14 protein-coding genes and 2 pseudogenes are annotated in these 13,738 nt (G+C 58.4%); 9 read left to right on the top strand and 7 right to left on the bottom strand.

Features of this window, described 5'->3' with window-relative positions:
• The first annotated feature begins 4 nt into the window (after window positions 1–4).
• From AC244Q_RS33410 to AC244Q_RS33385, 6 genes are all read left to right on the top strand, one after another.
• Complete coding sequence (locus AC244Q_RS33410; RefSeq protein WP_128407561.1) at window positions 5–1,132, top strand: ABC transporter substrate-binding protein; 1,128 nt, start codon at window positions 5–7, stop codon at window positions 1,130–1,132.
• A 23-nt stretch (window positions 1,133–1,155) separates the two neighbouring features.
• Window positions 1,156–2,295 carry an ABC transporter substrate-binding protein gene (locus tag AC244Q_RS33405; RefSeq protein WP_128407562.1) on the top strand — a complete coding sequence of 380 codons (1,140 nt, stop codon included), beginning with the start codon at window positions 1,156–1,158 and terminating at the stop codon, window positions 2,293–2,295.
• A 79-nt stretch (window positions 2,296–2,374) separates the two neighbouring features.
• Window positions 2,375–3,454: an ABC transporter substrate-binding protein gene (locus AC244Q_RS33400; protein WP_431673835.1), complete on the top strand. Its 1,080-nt coding sequence runs from the start codon at window positions 2,375–2,377 to the stop codon at window positions 3,452–3,454.
• 56 nt (window positions 3,455–3,510) lie between these two features.
• On the top strand, window positions 3,511–4,395 hold the full coding sequence (locus AC244Q_RS33395) for an inositol monophosphatase family protein (RefSeq protein ID WP_128407563.1): 885 nt from the start codon (window positions 3,511–3,513) through the stop codon (window positions 4,393–4,395).
• Between the two features lie 102 nt (window positions 4,396–4,497).
• Window positions 4,498–5,118 carry a dual specificity protein phosphatase family protein gene (locus AC244Q_RS33390; RefSeq protein WP_017997265.1) on the top strand — a complete coding sequence of 207 codons (621 nt, stop codon included), beginning with the start codon at window positions 4,498–4,500 and terminating at the stop codon, window positions 5,116–5,118.
• A gap of 1,084 nt (window positions 5,119–6,202) precedes the next feature.
• On the top strand, window positions 6,203–6,421 hold the full coding sequence (locus AC244Q_RS33385) for a helix-turn-helix domain-containing protein (RefSeq protein ID WP_017997054.1): 219 nt from the start codon (window positions 6,203–6,205) through the stop codon (window positions 6,419–6,421).
• Window positions 6,422–6,496: 75 nt separating this feature from the next.
• Here the strand turns inward: AC244Q_RS33385 and AC244Q_RS33380 are convergent, their stop codons facing one another.
• Entirely contained in the window at window positions 6,497–7,105 is a 609-nt protein-coding gene (locus AC244Q_RS33380) for a J domain-containing protein (protein ID WP_128407564.1), read from the bottom strand.
• A gap of 96 nt (window positions 7,106–7,201) precedes the next feature.
• Between AC244Q_RS33380 and AC244Q_RS33375 the strand changes: the two are divergent.
• Window positions 7,202–7,327 (top strand): annotated as a pseudogene (locus tag AC244Q_RS33375) (transposase domain-containing protein); the annotation flags it as partial.
• Window positions 7,328–7,437: 110 nt separating this feature from the next.
• Here AC244Q_RS33375 and AC244Q_RS33370 read toward each other — a convergent pair.
• The 4 genes from AC244Q_RS33370 to AC244Q_RS33355 form a co-directional block, all read right to left on the bottom strand.
• Entirely contained in the window at window positions 7,438–7,704 is a 267-nt protein-coding gene (locus AC244Q_RS33370; protein ID WP_012759978.1) for a DUF982 domain-containing protein, read from the bottom strand.
• Window positions 7,705–8,057: 353 nt separating this feature from the next.
• Window positions 8,058–8,864, bottom strand: a complete 807-nt coding sequence (locus AC244Q_RS33365) for a hypothetical protein (RefSeq protein WP_017997260.1) — start codon at window positions 8,862–8,864, stop codon at window positions 8,058–8,060.
• A 423-nt stretch (window positions 8,865–9,287) separates the two neighbouring features.
• On the bottom strand, window positions 9,288–10,382 hold the full coding sequence (dinB, locus tag AC244Q_RS33360; RefSeq protein WP_128407565.1) for a DNA polymerase IV: 1,095 nt from the start codon (window positions 10,380–10,382) through the stop codon (window positions 9,288–9,290).
• Window positions 10,383–10,385: 3 nt separating this feature from the next.
• Window positions 10,386–10,649: a hypothetical protein gene (locus AC244Q_RS33355; RefSeq protein WP_128407598.1), complete on the bottom strand. Its 264-nt coding sequence runs from the start codon at window positions 10,647–10,649 to the stop codon at window positions 10,386–10,388.
• Window positions 10,650–10,808: 159 nt separating this feature from the next.
• Here AC244Q_RS33355 and AC244Q_RS33350 point away from each other — a divergent pair.
• Window positions 10,809–11,109: pseudogene (locus AC244Q_RS33350) on the top strand (hypothetical protein); the annotation flags it as partial.
• Between the two features lie 361 nt (window positions 11,110–11,470).
• On the opposite strand, the gene AC244Q_RS33345 reads toward AC244Q_RS33350, so the two are convergent.
• Both AC244Q_RS33345 and AC244Q_RS33340 read right to left on the bottom strand, forming a co-directional pair.
• The gene (locus AC244Q_RS33345; protein ID WP_128407566.1) at window positions 11,471–12,103 is read right to left on the bottom strand and encodes a hypothetical protein; all 633 of its coding nucleotides are present in this window, start codon (window positions 12,101–12,103) and stop codon (window positions 11,471–11,473) included.
• A gap of 87 nt (window positions 12,104–12,190) precedes the next feature.
• Window positions 12,191–12,628 (bottom strand): VOC family protein, encoded by a 438-nt coding sequence (locus tag AC244Q_RS33340; protein WP_128407567.1) that lies wholly within the window; start codon window positions 12,626–12,628, stop codon window positions 12,191–12,193.
• Between the two features lie 565 nt (window positions 12,629–13,193).
• On the opposite strand from AC244Q_RS33340, the gene AC244Q_RS33335 reads away from it, so the two are divergent.
• The gene (locus AC244Q_RS33335; protein WP_017997253.1) at window positions 13,194–13,382 is read left to right on the top strand and encodes a hypothetical protein; all 189 of its coding nucleotides are present in this window, start codon (window positions 13,194–13,196) and stop codon (window positions 13,380–13,382) included.
• Window positions 13,383–13,738 lie beyond the last annotated feature (356 nt).

Here is a 13,738-nt window from a genome sequence, read left to right as displayed (position 1 = left end):
AGTAATGAAGAGAAACCTGATCGGCGGCATGGGCCGCGTGTTGTGTGCGACTGCCGTTGCGATGGCTTTGGGAGGTGCGGCAAGCGCCGAGGAGTCGTTCGACCTTGATGCGTTGATCGCGGCTGCCAAGAAGGAAAAGCCGATTACGGTCTATGACAGCACCGGCAAGATCGTCGAAATGGCGAAGAATTTTGCCGCGAAATATGGCCTGTCGGCAGAAGGCTCGAAGGTCAAGGCGTCGGCGCAGCTGGAGATGATCATCCGCGAGGCCCGCGCAAACAACATACAGGGCGACGTGTCGATCGTCAGCGACGCTCCGGCTGCCATGGCCCAGCTGATCCCGCAGGGCTTTGCCGAAAGCTGGCTGCCGCCGGACCTGGCCAAGAGCATCCCTGCCGAATATCAGGATCCACTGACGGTCGTCACGAGCGCGAACGTGTGGTCCTATAATACGGCGCTGTTCGACAAATGCCCTGTCGACAACATTTGGGAACTGACCGAGCCGAAATGGAAAGGCAAGGTTGCGATGCAGGATCCGCTCGGAAAAGCGTCCTATGTCGACTGGTTCAACCAGATGGCAGAACATGGCGACGACAAGGTTGCTGCGGCCTACAAGGAGCGATACGGCAAGGATCTTCAGACGGATGAGGCAAGCGCCACCGCAGCATGGGTCAAGGCGCTGGCCGCCAATGCGCCGCTCCTGACCGATGCCGACGCCGCCGCTGCGGACGCCGTCGGCGCCCCCGGGCAGTCTCAGCCCTTCATGGGGCTCATAAGCTCGGCCAAGTTTCGCGATAACGCCGATAGCGGCATGAAGCTCGGCCTTTGCAAGGACCTCAAGCCATGGCTCGGCTGGCTTTATCCCGGCGTAGGCCTGATCACGAAGGGTACCGACAGCCCGAATGCCGCTAGGCTTTTCATCCACTACGTCATGACCGCCGAGGGCATCGCACCGCAGGCTATCGACGGCAAGATGTCGACGAACAAGGATGTCAGCCTTCCCGCCGATGAGCCATCCGGGATCGGCGCGGCTCTAGACCAGTTGCTGCCATACCAGATGGCGACCAGCCTTGACGACTGGGATGCCCGCGAAACGTGGCAGGACTTCTGGCGGATGAACTATCAGAAATAACGAGCCGACCAGGGAGGCACATCATGGCCCATTCGAACCAGACAAGATCGGCATGGCGAGGCTTGCTCGCCGGGACTGCGGTGCTCGTCTTCGCGTCCGCCCTTTCGGCCGCGGCCTATGCCGAAGACACGTTCGATCTTAACGCGCTGATAGACGCTGCAAAAAAAGAACCACCCATCACGGTTTATGCAGTCACCGGCAAGATCGTCGATACCGCCCAGGCCTTCACGAAGAAATATGGCGTGCAGGCGAGCGGCAAGAAGGTCAATGAGGCGACGCAGGTCGAATTGTTGATCCGCGAGCGGCAGGCAGGAAATGTCGTCGGCGACGTCAGTGTGGCAACCGACGTCGCCGCGGCAGTGGGCGAGCTTCTGCCGGAAGGCGTGGTGACAAGCTGGGCGCCGCCGGATCTTCAACAGGATATTCCAGAAAGGCTGCGCAACCCCTTGGTCGTCGCCTCGGATGCGCATGTCTGGACCTACAATACCGAGAAATACGACAAATGCCCGGTGACCAACATCTGGCAACTGACCGAGCCGCAATGGAAGGGCAAGCTCGCCATGCTCGATCTGTTCGACAAGCCGCTCTATGCGGATTGGTTCAACCAGATCGAGATGCATCACGACGTGGATGTCGCCAAGGCCTATGAAGCGCTCTACGGCAAGAAGCTCGACACGAGCAGCCAGAGCGCGACAGCGGCCTGGGTCAAGGCGTTTGCCCAGAACGGACCGCTTCTGTCGGACTCCACCACTGTTGCCGATGCCGCCGGGGCGCCTGGCCAGTCCGACCCTTTCTTCGTGATCACATCGACGGCGAAGTATCGCGACAATGAGGCCAAGGGCCTGAAACTCGGCCTATGCACCGGGGTCCAGCCTTTTTCGGGTTTCCTCTATCCTGGCTTCGGTTTGATCGCCACGCAGACCAAGAGCCCCAACGCGGCAAAGCTCTTTGTCCGTTATCTTATGACCGAAGAGGGAATTGCCCCGCAGACGGTGGATGGAAAGATCTCCGGGAATTCGGCGATTAGCTTGCCGTCCGATGAGCCGTCGGGCATTGCCGCCCATCTCGATGAGCTCATCGCATTCGATGCGTCCACCGCAGCCGCGGATCTCGACAAGCGCGAGGGGTGGCAGGACTTCTGGCGCATGAACTACAAGAAATAAGCCGTAGCAGCCTTTGGCGATCTCCTGGGAGGGAACGATGAATAGAAATGCCAAGATTTCAGTCGCGGCGATCGCCGCCATGGCGACAGCGGTTTTAGCTGTTCCGGCAGTCGCTGGCGATACGGCCGATATCAAAGCTTTGGTCAATGCGGCCAAAGGCGAAAAGCCGATCAATGTCTATGACAGCACCGGCAAGATCGTTGAGATGGCCGAAAACTTCAGCGCCAAATACGGTTTGAAGGCGACGGGCATGAAGGTTTCGGCCAACAGCCAGCTCGAGATGATCATACGAGAAAGTCAATCCAACAACGTTCAGGGCGACGTGGTGTTGATCACCGATGCTCCGGCGGCGTTGGCACAGTTGCTGCCGCAAAAGTTCGTCGAAAACTACCTCCCTGCGGACATGGCCTCCAAGATCCCCAAGCAGTTCCAGAATCCTCTGGCGATCTCGACCAATGCAAACGTATGGGCCTACAACACCGAGGCCTATGACAAATGCCCCGTGGCCAACATCTGGGAGCTGACGGAGCCGAAGTGGAAAGGCAAGGTTGCAATCATCGACCCCCTGACGAAGGGCAATTACACGGACTGGTTCAATCAACTCGATGCCCACGGCAGCGATGCGGTTGCTGCCGCCTATAAGGCGCATTTCGGCAAGGAGCTGCAGACTGATGAAAAGAGCGCTGCTGCCGCCTGGATCAGGGCCCTGGCTCAGAATGCCCCGCTGGCAACAGATAGCGACGACCGGATATCGGAAGCCGTGGGCGCACCAGGTCAGAAGGAACCGTTCTTCGGCCTGTTGAGCTCTGCGAAATTCCGTGACAACGAAGACAAGGGTTACAAGCTCGGCATCTGCACCACGCTCGATCCCTGGGTCGGCTGGAACTATATCAAACTCGGCCTGATCGCCGCCAAGTCGCAAAGCCCGAATACGGCAAAGCTCTTCATCCATTATATCCTGACCGAGGAGGGCATCGCGCCGCAGATGAAGGACGGCAAACTGCCGACCAATAGCGACGTCAGGATGCCGGACGACGAGCCTTCCGGCCTGATGAAGGTCGCCGACAAGCTGCAGGCCTATGACACGTCCACCGGTCTGGATGATTTCGACCGGCGCGAGGAATGGCAGGATTTCTGGCGTGTAAACTACACGAAGTAAGCAATTCCGACGTGAAGCGCGGGAACCTGTTCCCATATGACAGACTGGACATGCCGATGCAAAACCCCACTCGCGTCAACCCGAGCCCCGACAATGAAGACGCGCTTAAGCGATCCCGCAGGTTGATGGAAATCGCCAAAGGCGCGGCGGTAGCCGTACGCGAGCCTCTGCTGCAAGCCTTCCGATCCAATATAGACGTTGACTACAAGGTCGATCTCCACGATGTCGTCACCATCCACGATAAGCGTGCCGAGGCGACGATCCGGGCTTATATTCTCAAGCATGAGCCCAATTCGGCGATCATGGGAGAGGAGGGCGGACAGACGGGCAGTGGGGGTATTCAGTGGTATGTCGATCCAATCGACGGAACGGCGAACTTTGCCCGTGGCCTGGCATTCTGGTGTGTATCGATCGCCGCCGTCATCGGTGGGGAGGTTGTTGCCGGCGCGATCTTCGATCCAGTTTCCGGAATGATGTTCACGGCAGATCTTGCGGGCGCCGATCTGAACGATCGTCCGCTGCGGTCGCGTGCGGTTGCAGAGGAAGCGCATGCGACGCTGATCACCGGCTATCCGGTGGCGCGGGATTTCCGGCTCGACGGTCGCGAGATCGCACTCGCCAATATGGGTGAACTGGTCGAGACCTTTTCGACGTTGCGTCGTCCCGGAAGCGCCGCTCTCAGCATAGCGCATGTCGCCGCCGGATGGGTGGATGCCGCCGCCGGATTTGGCGTCAACGCGTGGGACGTTGCCGCAGCCACGCTGATCCTGAAGAATGCAGGCGGACGATACGAACCGTTGACCCTCGGCAAGGTTCCCGTAGGGGCGGCCGATTTCCTTTGTCCTGGTTACGTCGCTACAGGCGAGGGCGCGCACTACCCGACATTGGAGCGGGTGGCACGGTCCATCTGCGAAAACAGGGCAGCCAGGGCGGCTGCCTAGCAGGATCACCGGCGGCGACGCATCAGTCGATGCGCAGCCTGCCATCAACCATCACTTTTTGAACGCCGCCTGCCTCAAGGGTAGCTGCCGTGGAGACGACACATGCAGAAATCTGAAGCCGCGATTGGACAGGCCGAGAGACACCTGCCCAAACTGAGCCGCATCTATCAATCGCACCCGTTTTACGGCGTCGATATTTTCATATCGGGAAAGGAGGGGGCAAGCGACCTCGGCCTTCTGCGCCGAAACGGCATCACGACGGTAGTCAACTGCGCCGTCAACCTCGACTTCAATTTCGTGCAGCAGGACAAGATCGTCTCGGATCATGAGGGCAGCGTCTATGGGCCGGGGGAGATTCGCTATTACAAGGTGGGCCTCATAGACGGCGCCGGAAATCCGGATACCCAGATGGTTGCCGCCCACTATATCCTTCGTGCAGCGCTTGAACAGATCCTGCCTGACAAACCGTCCTATCCGCTTCGCGAACGTGGCAGCGTTCTCGTCAATTGTCGTGGTGGCCGTTCTCGTTCAGTCGCAGTCGTAGCGCTCTTCCTGCATCTCACGTTGCCAAATGAGTTTCCAACACTGGACGACGCGATCGATTTCGTTCGTCGAAAGCGAGAGTTGCCTGTCGATGAATATTATAAAGCGCCGAAGCCAGTTCTCGCAGAAGCCGCACGGCGGGCGGCTGGGTGGATACGGACGATTGATGCCGCAAAATAGGCTTCGTCTGGCAAGGCTAATGGTTCCAATGCGGTATCGAGCGATATGATAACGAAACGTCAAACTTCCAACAGCCAACCCAAGAACTTGCGCGATCTGAAAAACATGATCGCGGCACGGGTGGTCGTGTTCAACGGGCAGTCGGAACGCGTCATTCGTATCGCGCTCGAAAAACCGGAGTTGATTGCCTTCGGGACATTACAGTCAATCGCCACCGAATGTTCGGTTGCCCCGACGACTATAGTCAGAGTTGCCCGCCTCGCCGGGTTTGCAAACTTCGCGGATTTCAAGGCAATGTATCGGCTACACCTCAGGGGGATTGGGCCCGGGGCAGAGAGCCCGCGCCCCGGTCCTACCGCGCTATTCTAATCCGGACGGCTTGCCGCGCTCAGTCGACATGCTTTTCGCGTAATGTTCAACAGCAAGCCGGTGGATTAGTCTTAACTTCGCTACTGATGTGGTGCGGTCATCGGAGCAGATCTCTTCTAGACCTTCGATGGCAATTCGCGGATCAAGGGTTCGGTCCGATCAAGGCGGTTAATTTTGCATCCGTCAAGCAAAGGCCGTCTTCCCCATGGGAGTTTCAAGCTGAGCGGCGGCGACGCTGCGAATTCTCCGGATGCTGCTCACTCACCGCCGGTTCAAGAAAAAGTTCAAGAATTTCGCGGCCGCCTCGCGATCTTTCGAACCCGAGATTTACCCGTTGCCTTCATATCCTTTGGAACCGATGGCCGCATCCTGGCCGGGTTTGAGAGGGATGCGCTCGATTTCGTTGCTCTGCGTCTTAATAGCTGGTTGAGCGAGAACATCGATGACCTAATCTGCTCGCCTGCGGCGTCATGTGAGCGTCTCTCGCCGCGAATTCCCGCAGGATAAAAGACGCTCCGTGGCAGGCAGGTGGGTCGATGGCGCCTCTCGTCGACCATCATGTAAAGGTTGTTCGCCCCTTCGCCACGTCAGACTTTACTCCGCCTGGCAAGCTGATAGAACGAGCGCCCGCGGAAATCGCCCGGACCCGGGCAGTGCGTTGGAACTATGAAACTGTTTTGTACGTTTTTCGGCCGCCAAAAGGAGTTTTAACGACATGAACATGGTCTCGAAGATTGTGAAATCCCCTGTTGCTCTGTCCGTCGGCGGCTTGCTTGCGGAAGCTCGCGCGGCTCGCGGCTATTCGCTGGATGACGTTGCAGAAACCACTGGTCTGACTGTGGCCGAAGTGACAGCTCTGGAGAACGACACGGATTTCGACGCGTCAAGGATACGAAGGACCGCGGCCGCTCTAGGGGTTTTAGACAAGATTTGAGACGTGCGTCGCGCACTACACAGCTTTTTCACGGCAGCGTCTTATCTGTTGACCCGCAGAGACTGTGTCTCCGATTTAGCAGAACCCGTTCAACTTGAGGATTTTATGGGCGTCGATTGCCGCTTGGAGCTCAGCTTCCGAGTTTCGATCTCCTCGGTTGGCGTCTGGATGATGTAGCTTGAGCATCTGCTTATAGCGGCGCCTGATCTCCTCGGGCGCCGCGTCCTGCGAAAGGCCGAGCGTTTCGAAGGCTTTCGCTTCCAATACCTTGAGCTTACGTCGCTGGAGATCAGTTTTCGTTGCTTGATGTTGGGCAGCACTCTTGCGTGCATTAAGGGCTTTTGCCGTGCCCGAGCGGACGGTCGAAGGAAGCGGCATCTCTGTCGCATGATCAACGCGGGTACCCCACGTCTTACGGGCGCCGCTTGCTGCCTCACTCTGATAGCGGGCGGTCACCGGATCGGACAGATTGCTCGCGAAATTATACCCCTTATTGTATTCTCTCGCATGTTGCGGGCAGAACAGCAGGTACAAACCCTCCGCATCCCGCCCAACGGGCGCACGATTGGTGCCGCCGCTTTCGCAACCGTCCCACTGGCATTTCGACTGGGAAGGCTCGGGGGGAAGAGCTGATTTTTTGCTCGTTGGCCTCAGGCCGACAAAAATTTTCGAATCAAACGTCATCGCGCGTTATATGGTGGTCTTCATGGAAGCGGCAAGCTGCCACGCAGCCTGTCGGCCCGATGCCCGCTCATCGGCCGCACGCAAAAGAGCATCCCGAAGCTCAACGCTATCGATCCATTCGCCTACCTGACCGGCTCGCTCACCGCTATCGTCAGCGGCCCCAAACATTCTCGGATTGCCGAGTTGTTGTCATGGACAGATCAAAACGACGCCATTGCTTGATGCCATAAGTCCGCGGTTCACTCGCTCTCGACGAACATGAGATGGAACTACAGAGGCTGAACTGTGACGAGACAACATTCCGATACAGTTCCGAGGGTGAGCGATGTGGATCAATGCGCCACGACAGTGAGAGCTGTTATGCCTGCCTCTTCGGCCGCGCGCAAAAGCGCTTCGCGAAATTGTTCCGGAGGAATCTGCCCACTGATTGCATCGACACAAGCTTTCACGGCGGCGACATATTCCTCACCGTCATCGGATGGCCAGTCCCTGATCAGGATATCCGCGGCATCGCCGAGCGTCCGGACGATCTTATGCGTGGCCGGGCCGCGTAGAGCTAGTCCGACCGGCTTGAATGCCGACGATGTGTTCCAGCACATTGTCCTCGACCCCTCAAGGTTATGGATACTGCAGTCCCCCCACCGCAGCATACGCGCCTATTCTAAAATTAGGAATTCAAGACTGAATGATCGATGACTGCGTTGACGCAAGCAGGGAGTTCCAAGATCTCGGCAGTTCTTGATCACCCGCTGAACGATCGGATGCCCTTCGCGAAGGCGGTTTTCGATTTCCACCATCCCCAAATTGAGCCTTCGATGAGTGCCGCAACTGTCGAGTATCGTCGATGGTCATGCCCGCAAGTTCGCGGAACAGGCCGACAGCAATCGTCGGGCCCGGCGTTCGTCGCGTCTTTCCTCTTCCACAATAACGAGTCCTATCGCGTCATCAATGCTCACCCCTCGATGGCACTCAAATATCTTGTCATCGACTGGTCCACGATACGAGACCCTTCTCGTTCGATCGTTCGGCCCGAAAATCCACCATAGACCGCCTCGAACCGATATGGGCGTACCGCTTCCCCGATACGTCTCACCGCCTCTGGGCCGAGCGGAATGAGGTTGGGATAGCTGCGCATGAAACTCACATATTTGCGGTCGAGTGTAACCTGCATCGTGTCGCCGGCGAATAAGGCGCCCTGGCCGTCCGCCAGCCAGGGACAGTACATGACTGAACTACCGGGGAAATGGCCGCCGCATCGGATCAGGGTCGACCGACCGAGTTGCACGCTTTCACCCTTCCATTGATTGAGCGCTCCGCCAGACCTTTGTACCCATTCGCCATCGTCGGAATGAATGTAGATCGGCACATCGCCCAGAGCGGAACTCCATTCCATCATCGAGGTGTAGAAATGCGGGTGCGAAATGGCGATGGCGCTCAGACCTCCCAATGCACCAATTCGGTTTATGCTCGCCTCGTCAATGAGACTGAGGCAGTCCCAAAGAATGTTGCCGTCGGGGCTCTCGATCAGGAAGGCGCGCTGGCCGATCGCGAAATCAGGCGAAACCTGAAGGCTGTGGATGCCTCCGGCTTCCTGACGCCAGGTCACATCATGGGTGCGACCAAGTGCTGCGATGTCCGTCCACGCCTGCCCCGATGCAGGAACAAACTGACGATCGTCTTCGCAGATGGGGCACGCGGGCGGCGGCTTTAAGCGCTCGTCGAACTGAGTGCCGCAAGCGGTGCAGATATGAAACCCCATGGTTATGTCCTTCCCCTGCTTTTCCGGCTTTCAAAACAATATGGACAATCCGACACTTGCGTTGCCGGCCGTGAAAAATAACGGGCAACGACCCGATGGCGTGGCCTGCACGGCTCCGTCTAAATAGGGTCAGAGCCTGCCCCTTATCGCAGCGCGCAATATGCCACGTGCAATCCTGCCAGCCGGAACCGTCTTCCTGCAAGTAGGCGAGCATGTCGCTGTCGATTTTGATCGAAACAAGATTTTGTCGGCAGCGCCGTTCGCTCGATGCCCGTTCCCCAGTTTCTTTGCCGTCTCGAACATGTTTCGGCGGCATCCATCGGATCGACCGCGCTGCAGGGCCGGTTTGCCATGGTTGCTGGCGTCGGGGACATTCCGGATCGGGCGCAATTCAGACCCTCCGGCCCAGCCGATGCTGGCGGTCTAAAGCGCAAGCCGCAACTGTGGTGCCGTACGAGAAGCCCGCCGTTTTTCCAGTGACGACAGCGTGACGCCGAGTAGGCGTATGCCTTTTCGCGGCGGGAAGATTGGCGCAAGAAGCAGGTCGACCACCTCGTCCAGATCGGTGATCGCCGGCAGGGGAGCCGGAACGGTTTTGCTGCGGGTGATCTGGCTGAAGTCGGCATATTTGACCTTGAGCGTCACCGTCTTGGCGCCGATCTCATTGGCCTCGCAGTAGCTCCAGACTTTCGAAATCAGCGGCTGAAGCCCTTCGCGCGCGGGCTCAAAGGAATGGATGTCCTGCGAAAACGTGTCTTCCGCTCCGATGGATTTCCGCACCCGATCCGGCTTGACCTGGCGATTGTCGATACCGCGGGCGATGCCATAAAAATACGGTCCTGACTTCCCGAAATGTTCGACGAGGAAGTCGAGCGTTCTCTCCTTGAGGTCCGCGCCTGTTTCGATCCCGAGCCGATGCATCTTCTCGGCTGTTGCCGGCCCGACGCCATGAAACTTCTTGACGGGCAGGCGCTCGACGAAGGCCGGACCGTTCTTCGGCGTGATGACGAACTGGCCGTCCGGCTTGTTCTGGTCGGATGCCATCTTGGCGAGGAACTTGTTGTAGGAAATGCCGGCCGAGGCGGTGAGCCCGGTGGTTGCTTTGATTTTGGCGCGGATTTCCGCAGCTATCTCGGTGGCGATCTCCATGCCTTTGAGATTTTCAGTGACGTCGAGATAGGCCTCGTCGAGCGACAACGGCTCGATCATCGGCGTGTACTCGGCAAAGACCGTCCTTATCTGCAGCGAGACGGCCTTATAGACATCGAAGCGCGGCTTGACGAAGATGAGGTCCGGGCATTTCCGCTGCGCAGTCACCGAAGGCATGGCGGAATGCACACCGAACTTTCTGGCCTCATAGCTGGCGGCCGCCACCACGCCGCGGGCAGCAGGACTGCCGACGGCAACCGGCAAGCCACGCAGCTCCGGATTGTCACGCTGCTCGACCGATGCGTAGAAGGCATCCATGTCGACATGCACGATCTTGCGCGGCCGCACTCGGCTTTCTTCACCCGTCATCCTCTAGCTTCCATCAGCTAGACCACTACCCAAACATGGGAAATGTGCCCCACACTTGTCACCCCCGGGCGTCTGCATGCGCTCGCAGCCCATGGCCATGCGTCGGCGGATTTCCGCGAAGCTGACGCTTGCGCCAAACGCTTTCACCAACAGCCTGCGCTCATGCGCGCAATGGCGGCTGCACAGACGGCAGAGGAGTTCAACCACCGGGACCTTGTGATCTTTCAGTCTAGGGATCGCATCGTCCACAAGCCGCGTTCGGCGCATCCGAAAATAACCTTCCTTGCCATCCGCTTGAATCCGATGGCGATTTTTCTGCCTTGCACTCGTGGTCAACTTCAGCGGTCATATGCGCATTGACTCATTTACGCGTTAAGAACAAATATAGAACATATAGCTCCTACTCAAGCTGAAAACGGGTTGCCGTTGAAGGTAGATCATGAACTCCGCCGCCCAAAGGCCGTCCTTGACAGTTTGCGCGAACAGATCGCGCACCTGGAAAGCGCAGGTCAGCGTAAGCGAGACGTTTTGCCCTTCGGCGTGGCGTCGATCGACGAGTGGCTCCCGGGCGGTGGTTTGGCCTACGGGGCGCTGCACGAGTGCGCTGGCGGCGGGGGTCGGCACCGTCGACGTGGCGGCAGCCACCCTGTTCATGGCCGGGATTGCCGCGCGTACCAAAGGCAAGGTCGTCTGGTGCCTGACGCGTCGCGACCTGTTCTTTCCGGCTCGGAAATCTCCGAACTGTCTACGAACGCGATCCCCGATCCTACGGAAGAATTTCCAGGAGCAGAGGCTGAAGAGCCGTCCAACGATTGGTCGGGAGCTTTGCCCTGACCGGCAGGCAATAAAAAAGGCCGGGGCGAAACCGCACCGACCTTTCAAACATCGCTCTTCACACCAGTGCCAGTACATCCGTGGTCAAAAGCAGATAAGCGACTTCGGCAGTCGCGAACACTCTCGTGGAGCGCTCACCAGCAACGCCGATGACCTGAAGATAGTCGAGCACAGCGTCCGTTTCAAGGCCTGCCATACGAAGCGGCCCGGAGATTACCTTGCTTTAGAACCGCTGGGACCCGCAATAGGCCTCCTTAGCGAAGCAATCCGTCGCGTCCGAACTCCTCCCAGCCTGCCAGTTCCGTGCGAGGTGCCTCGTCGGATCCGGCGACGGTATCCCCCTTGACGGTCTTGCCCTTCTTCAGCGACCGCGTCAACTTCGCCTTATATGCTGCCCGCCGTCGGTTCTCCACCGCCGCCGCCGCATCCTCCTCGCGCCATTCTTCGACGACGCCTCGATCGAGCAGGTCTTCCACGACGCGCGGGTCGAAGACGTGGAACGTGATCTTCCGCGCGCGACCGCGCAGTTTCACCGTGCGCGTTCCAGCACTCGGCAGGCGGCCGTCCTTGAGCCAGCGATGACGCTCATTCGTCTTGATCGAAAGGATATCCTGGATCTCGCGCGGGATTACCGGCAGGCTTTCGATGTCTTTCAGCGCACTGGCGACAACAGACGCCGCTGCATGGAATTCTATCTTGACACTTGCAGGCATCGACAGCGTGAGTTCTCCTTGCTCGATATCGAGCGACTTCATCGAAGCGACCGGGAGCCGTGCACGGAGTTCGAGCAGAATTCCCTTCGCGCGGATCGACGATCCGAGGGTCGCTGCTGGCGGCAGCACCCACGTCTTGACCAGCTCGACATCGTTCTTTTCGTGTTTCGGCATGGCGCCTAGATGGGATCACCAGCGTTCCTCGTCAACGAGCGCGATATTCGCAGGATAAGCCAGGCGCGACCGATCGCTCGTCGCTGCTCACCCAAGTTCCTGGGCAAGCCCGATAAGAAGACCTTCGGGTCCGCGAATGTAGCAGAGCTTGTAGGCGTCCTCATACCGGACGACATCGCCGACAAGCTGGGCGCCGCGCGTGCGCAGCCTCTCAACGGTCTCTTCGACGTCGTCGACCGTGAACATGGCTCGCAGATAACCAAGGGCGTTGACCGGGGCGTTCCGATGATCCGCGACGACATCCGGTCTGAGGAAGCGCGACAGCTCCAGCCGGCTGTGCCCGTCCGGCGTGCGCATCATGGCGATCTCGACGCGCTGATCGCCAAGACCCGTGACACGACCGGCCCATTCGCCTTCGATCGTCGCGCGGCCTTCGAGTTCGAGGCCTAACTCCTGAAAAAAGTCTATTGCCACTGCGAGGTCTTCGACGACAATCCCGATGTTGTCCATTCGCTTAAGCGCCATGCTCTCCATCCTCCGGTTTTCGTTTCGATTTCCTTCTAGGACGTGGATGGGCCATCGGTCCCGACATCGCTATCGAAATCTTTAGGCAAAACATCGGATGGTGTGACAACGGCGCCCAGTTCAGGATCGTTAGCATCCGAATTTCCGAGCCCGACGATGTCGAGGTGATCGTTGACGGCAGTTGCTGCCTATTCCCGCACGTCTGAAGTTCTGGCCGGAAGTGGTCCGCCACGCTCGTCCGGCACAATTCACCTGGCGGCCCACCCGCACCTGCGAGGAATTGCGGCCATTAGCTCGACGGTGGGCGTCGTGCTCACATCTTTTTCTGGCATGCCCGTGCCAAATAGTCGTCAGACGTGTGTCACGTTGATTTCACGCGATTTCCAAAGTGGGCTCTATTAGATTTTTTCGTAATCTCGCCGGGACGCAGAGCGCTTGTCGTTGGATCGCATTTCTGACAGCGCCGATCATCGAAGAGGCAATGAGTTCTCGTGCCGATCAAGCCTTCTCCTCGGCGGCGGTCTGTTCATCTTGGTCATGCTGTAGTGCAGGGAGGTAGCTTAATATGCAATTTCTGATCCATTCAAAGACGATCGCGGAACTTGAATACGACGACAAGGCTTGCCTCTTGCGGGTCGTCTACAAAGACGGACGAGTTCGGTCTGTTCCTGATGTCGCTCCCACACTCGTAATGAAAATCGTAGCGCAGGTTCCCGTCGAGCAATCTCCCTACCTCATGCAGGCCGCAATCTGAAGGTTCCGCGAGCGGAGACGCGGCACTTTCATCTTCCTCACCGACGATCAGGGACCGTGGGCTTGGCTTCCCAAGGCAGGGCGCCTACGATCGCTTTGATAGATACGGTCCAATCGCGGCCATGTCATCTGACGCGGGGATCTGGGAAATGCGCCGCGAGCCACAGGAGCTTCTCCATTCGAGGCTCATGTGCTGGGTGGCGGTCGATCGGGGAATTCGCCTCGACGATCGCAATAAGCAGGAATGGCGCCCGTAAAATCGACTGGACGCATTCGGCGTCTGATTGAGGTAGCCGAAACCGATCGGCCGCTTCCATTATTATCCAAGCCGTTTGTAGCATCGACCTCACCTCCGTG

The organism is Rhizobium sp. CB2179 (genome assembly GCF_057653455.1).
The sequence above is the reverse complement of the archived record's forward strand: the minus strand, read 5'-3'. Positions and strand labels throughout refer to the sequence as shown.

Excerpts from the sequence above, each read along its gene's own strand:
- AC244Q_RS33370 (WP_012759978.1), bottom strand. The coding sequence starts at position 7,704 with ATGTGCTGGAACACATCGTCGGCATTCAAGCCGGTCGGACTAGCTCTA.
- AC244Q_RS33365 (WP_017997260.1), bottom strand. The coding sequence starts at position 8,864 with ATGGGGTTTCATATCTGCACCGCTTGCGGCACTCAGTTCGACGAGCGC.
- AC244Q_RS33340 (WP_128407567.1), bottom strand. The coding sequence starts at position 12,628 with ATGGCGCTTAAGCGAATGGACAACATCGGGATTGTCGTCGAAGACCTC.
- AC244Q_RS33335 (WP_017997253.1), top strand. The coding sequence starts at position 13,194 with ATGCAATTTCTGATCCATTCAAAGACGATCGCGGAACTTGAATACGAC.
- AC244Q_RS33405 (WP_128407562.1), top strand. The coding sequence starts at position 1,156 with ATGGCCCATTCGAACCAGACAAGATCGGCATGGCGAGGCTTGCTCGCC.
- AC244Q_RS33395 (WP_128407563.1), top strand. The coding sequence starts at position 3,511 with ATGCAAAACCCCACTCGCGTCAACCCGAGCCCCGACAATGAAGACGCG.
- AC244Q_RS33390 (WP_017997265.1), top strand. The coding sequence starts at position 4,498 with ATGCAGAAATCTGAAGCCGCGATTGGACAGGCCGAGAGACACCTGCCC.
- AC244Q_RS33410 (WP_128407561.1), top strand. The coding sequence starts at position 5 with ATGAAGAGAAACCTGATCGGCGGCATGGGCCGCGTGTTGTGTGCGACT.
- AC244Q_RS33380 (WP_128407564.1), bottom strand. The coding sequence starts at position 7,105 with ATGACGTTTGATTCGAAAATTTTTGTCGGCCTGAGGCCAACGAGCAAA.
- AC244Q_RS33385 (WP_017997054.1), top strand. The coding sequence starts at position 6,203 with ATGAACATGGTCTCGAAGATTGTGAAATCCCCTGTTGCTCTGTCCGTC.
- AC244Q_RS33345 (WP_128407566.1), bottom strand. The coding sequence starts at position 12,103 with ATGCCGAAACACGAAAAGAACGATGTCGAGCTGGTCAAGACGTGGGTG.
- dinB (WP_128407565.1), bottom strand. The coding sequence starts at position 10,382 with ATGACGGGTGAAGAAAGCCGAGTGCGGCCGCGCAAGATCGTGCATGTC.
- AC244Q_RS33355 (WP_128407598.1), bottom strand. The coding sequence starts at position 10,649 with ATGCGCCGAACGCGGCTTGTGGACGATGCGATCCCTAGACTGAAAGAT.
- AC244Q_RS33400 (WP_431673835.1), top strand. The coding sequence starts at position 2,375 with ATGGCGACAGCGGTTTTAGCTGTTCCGGCAGTCGCTGGCGATACGGCC.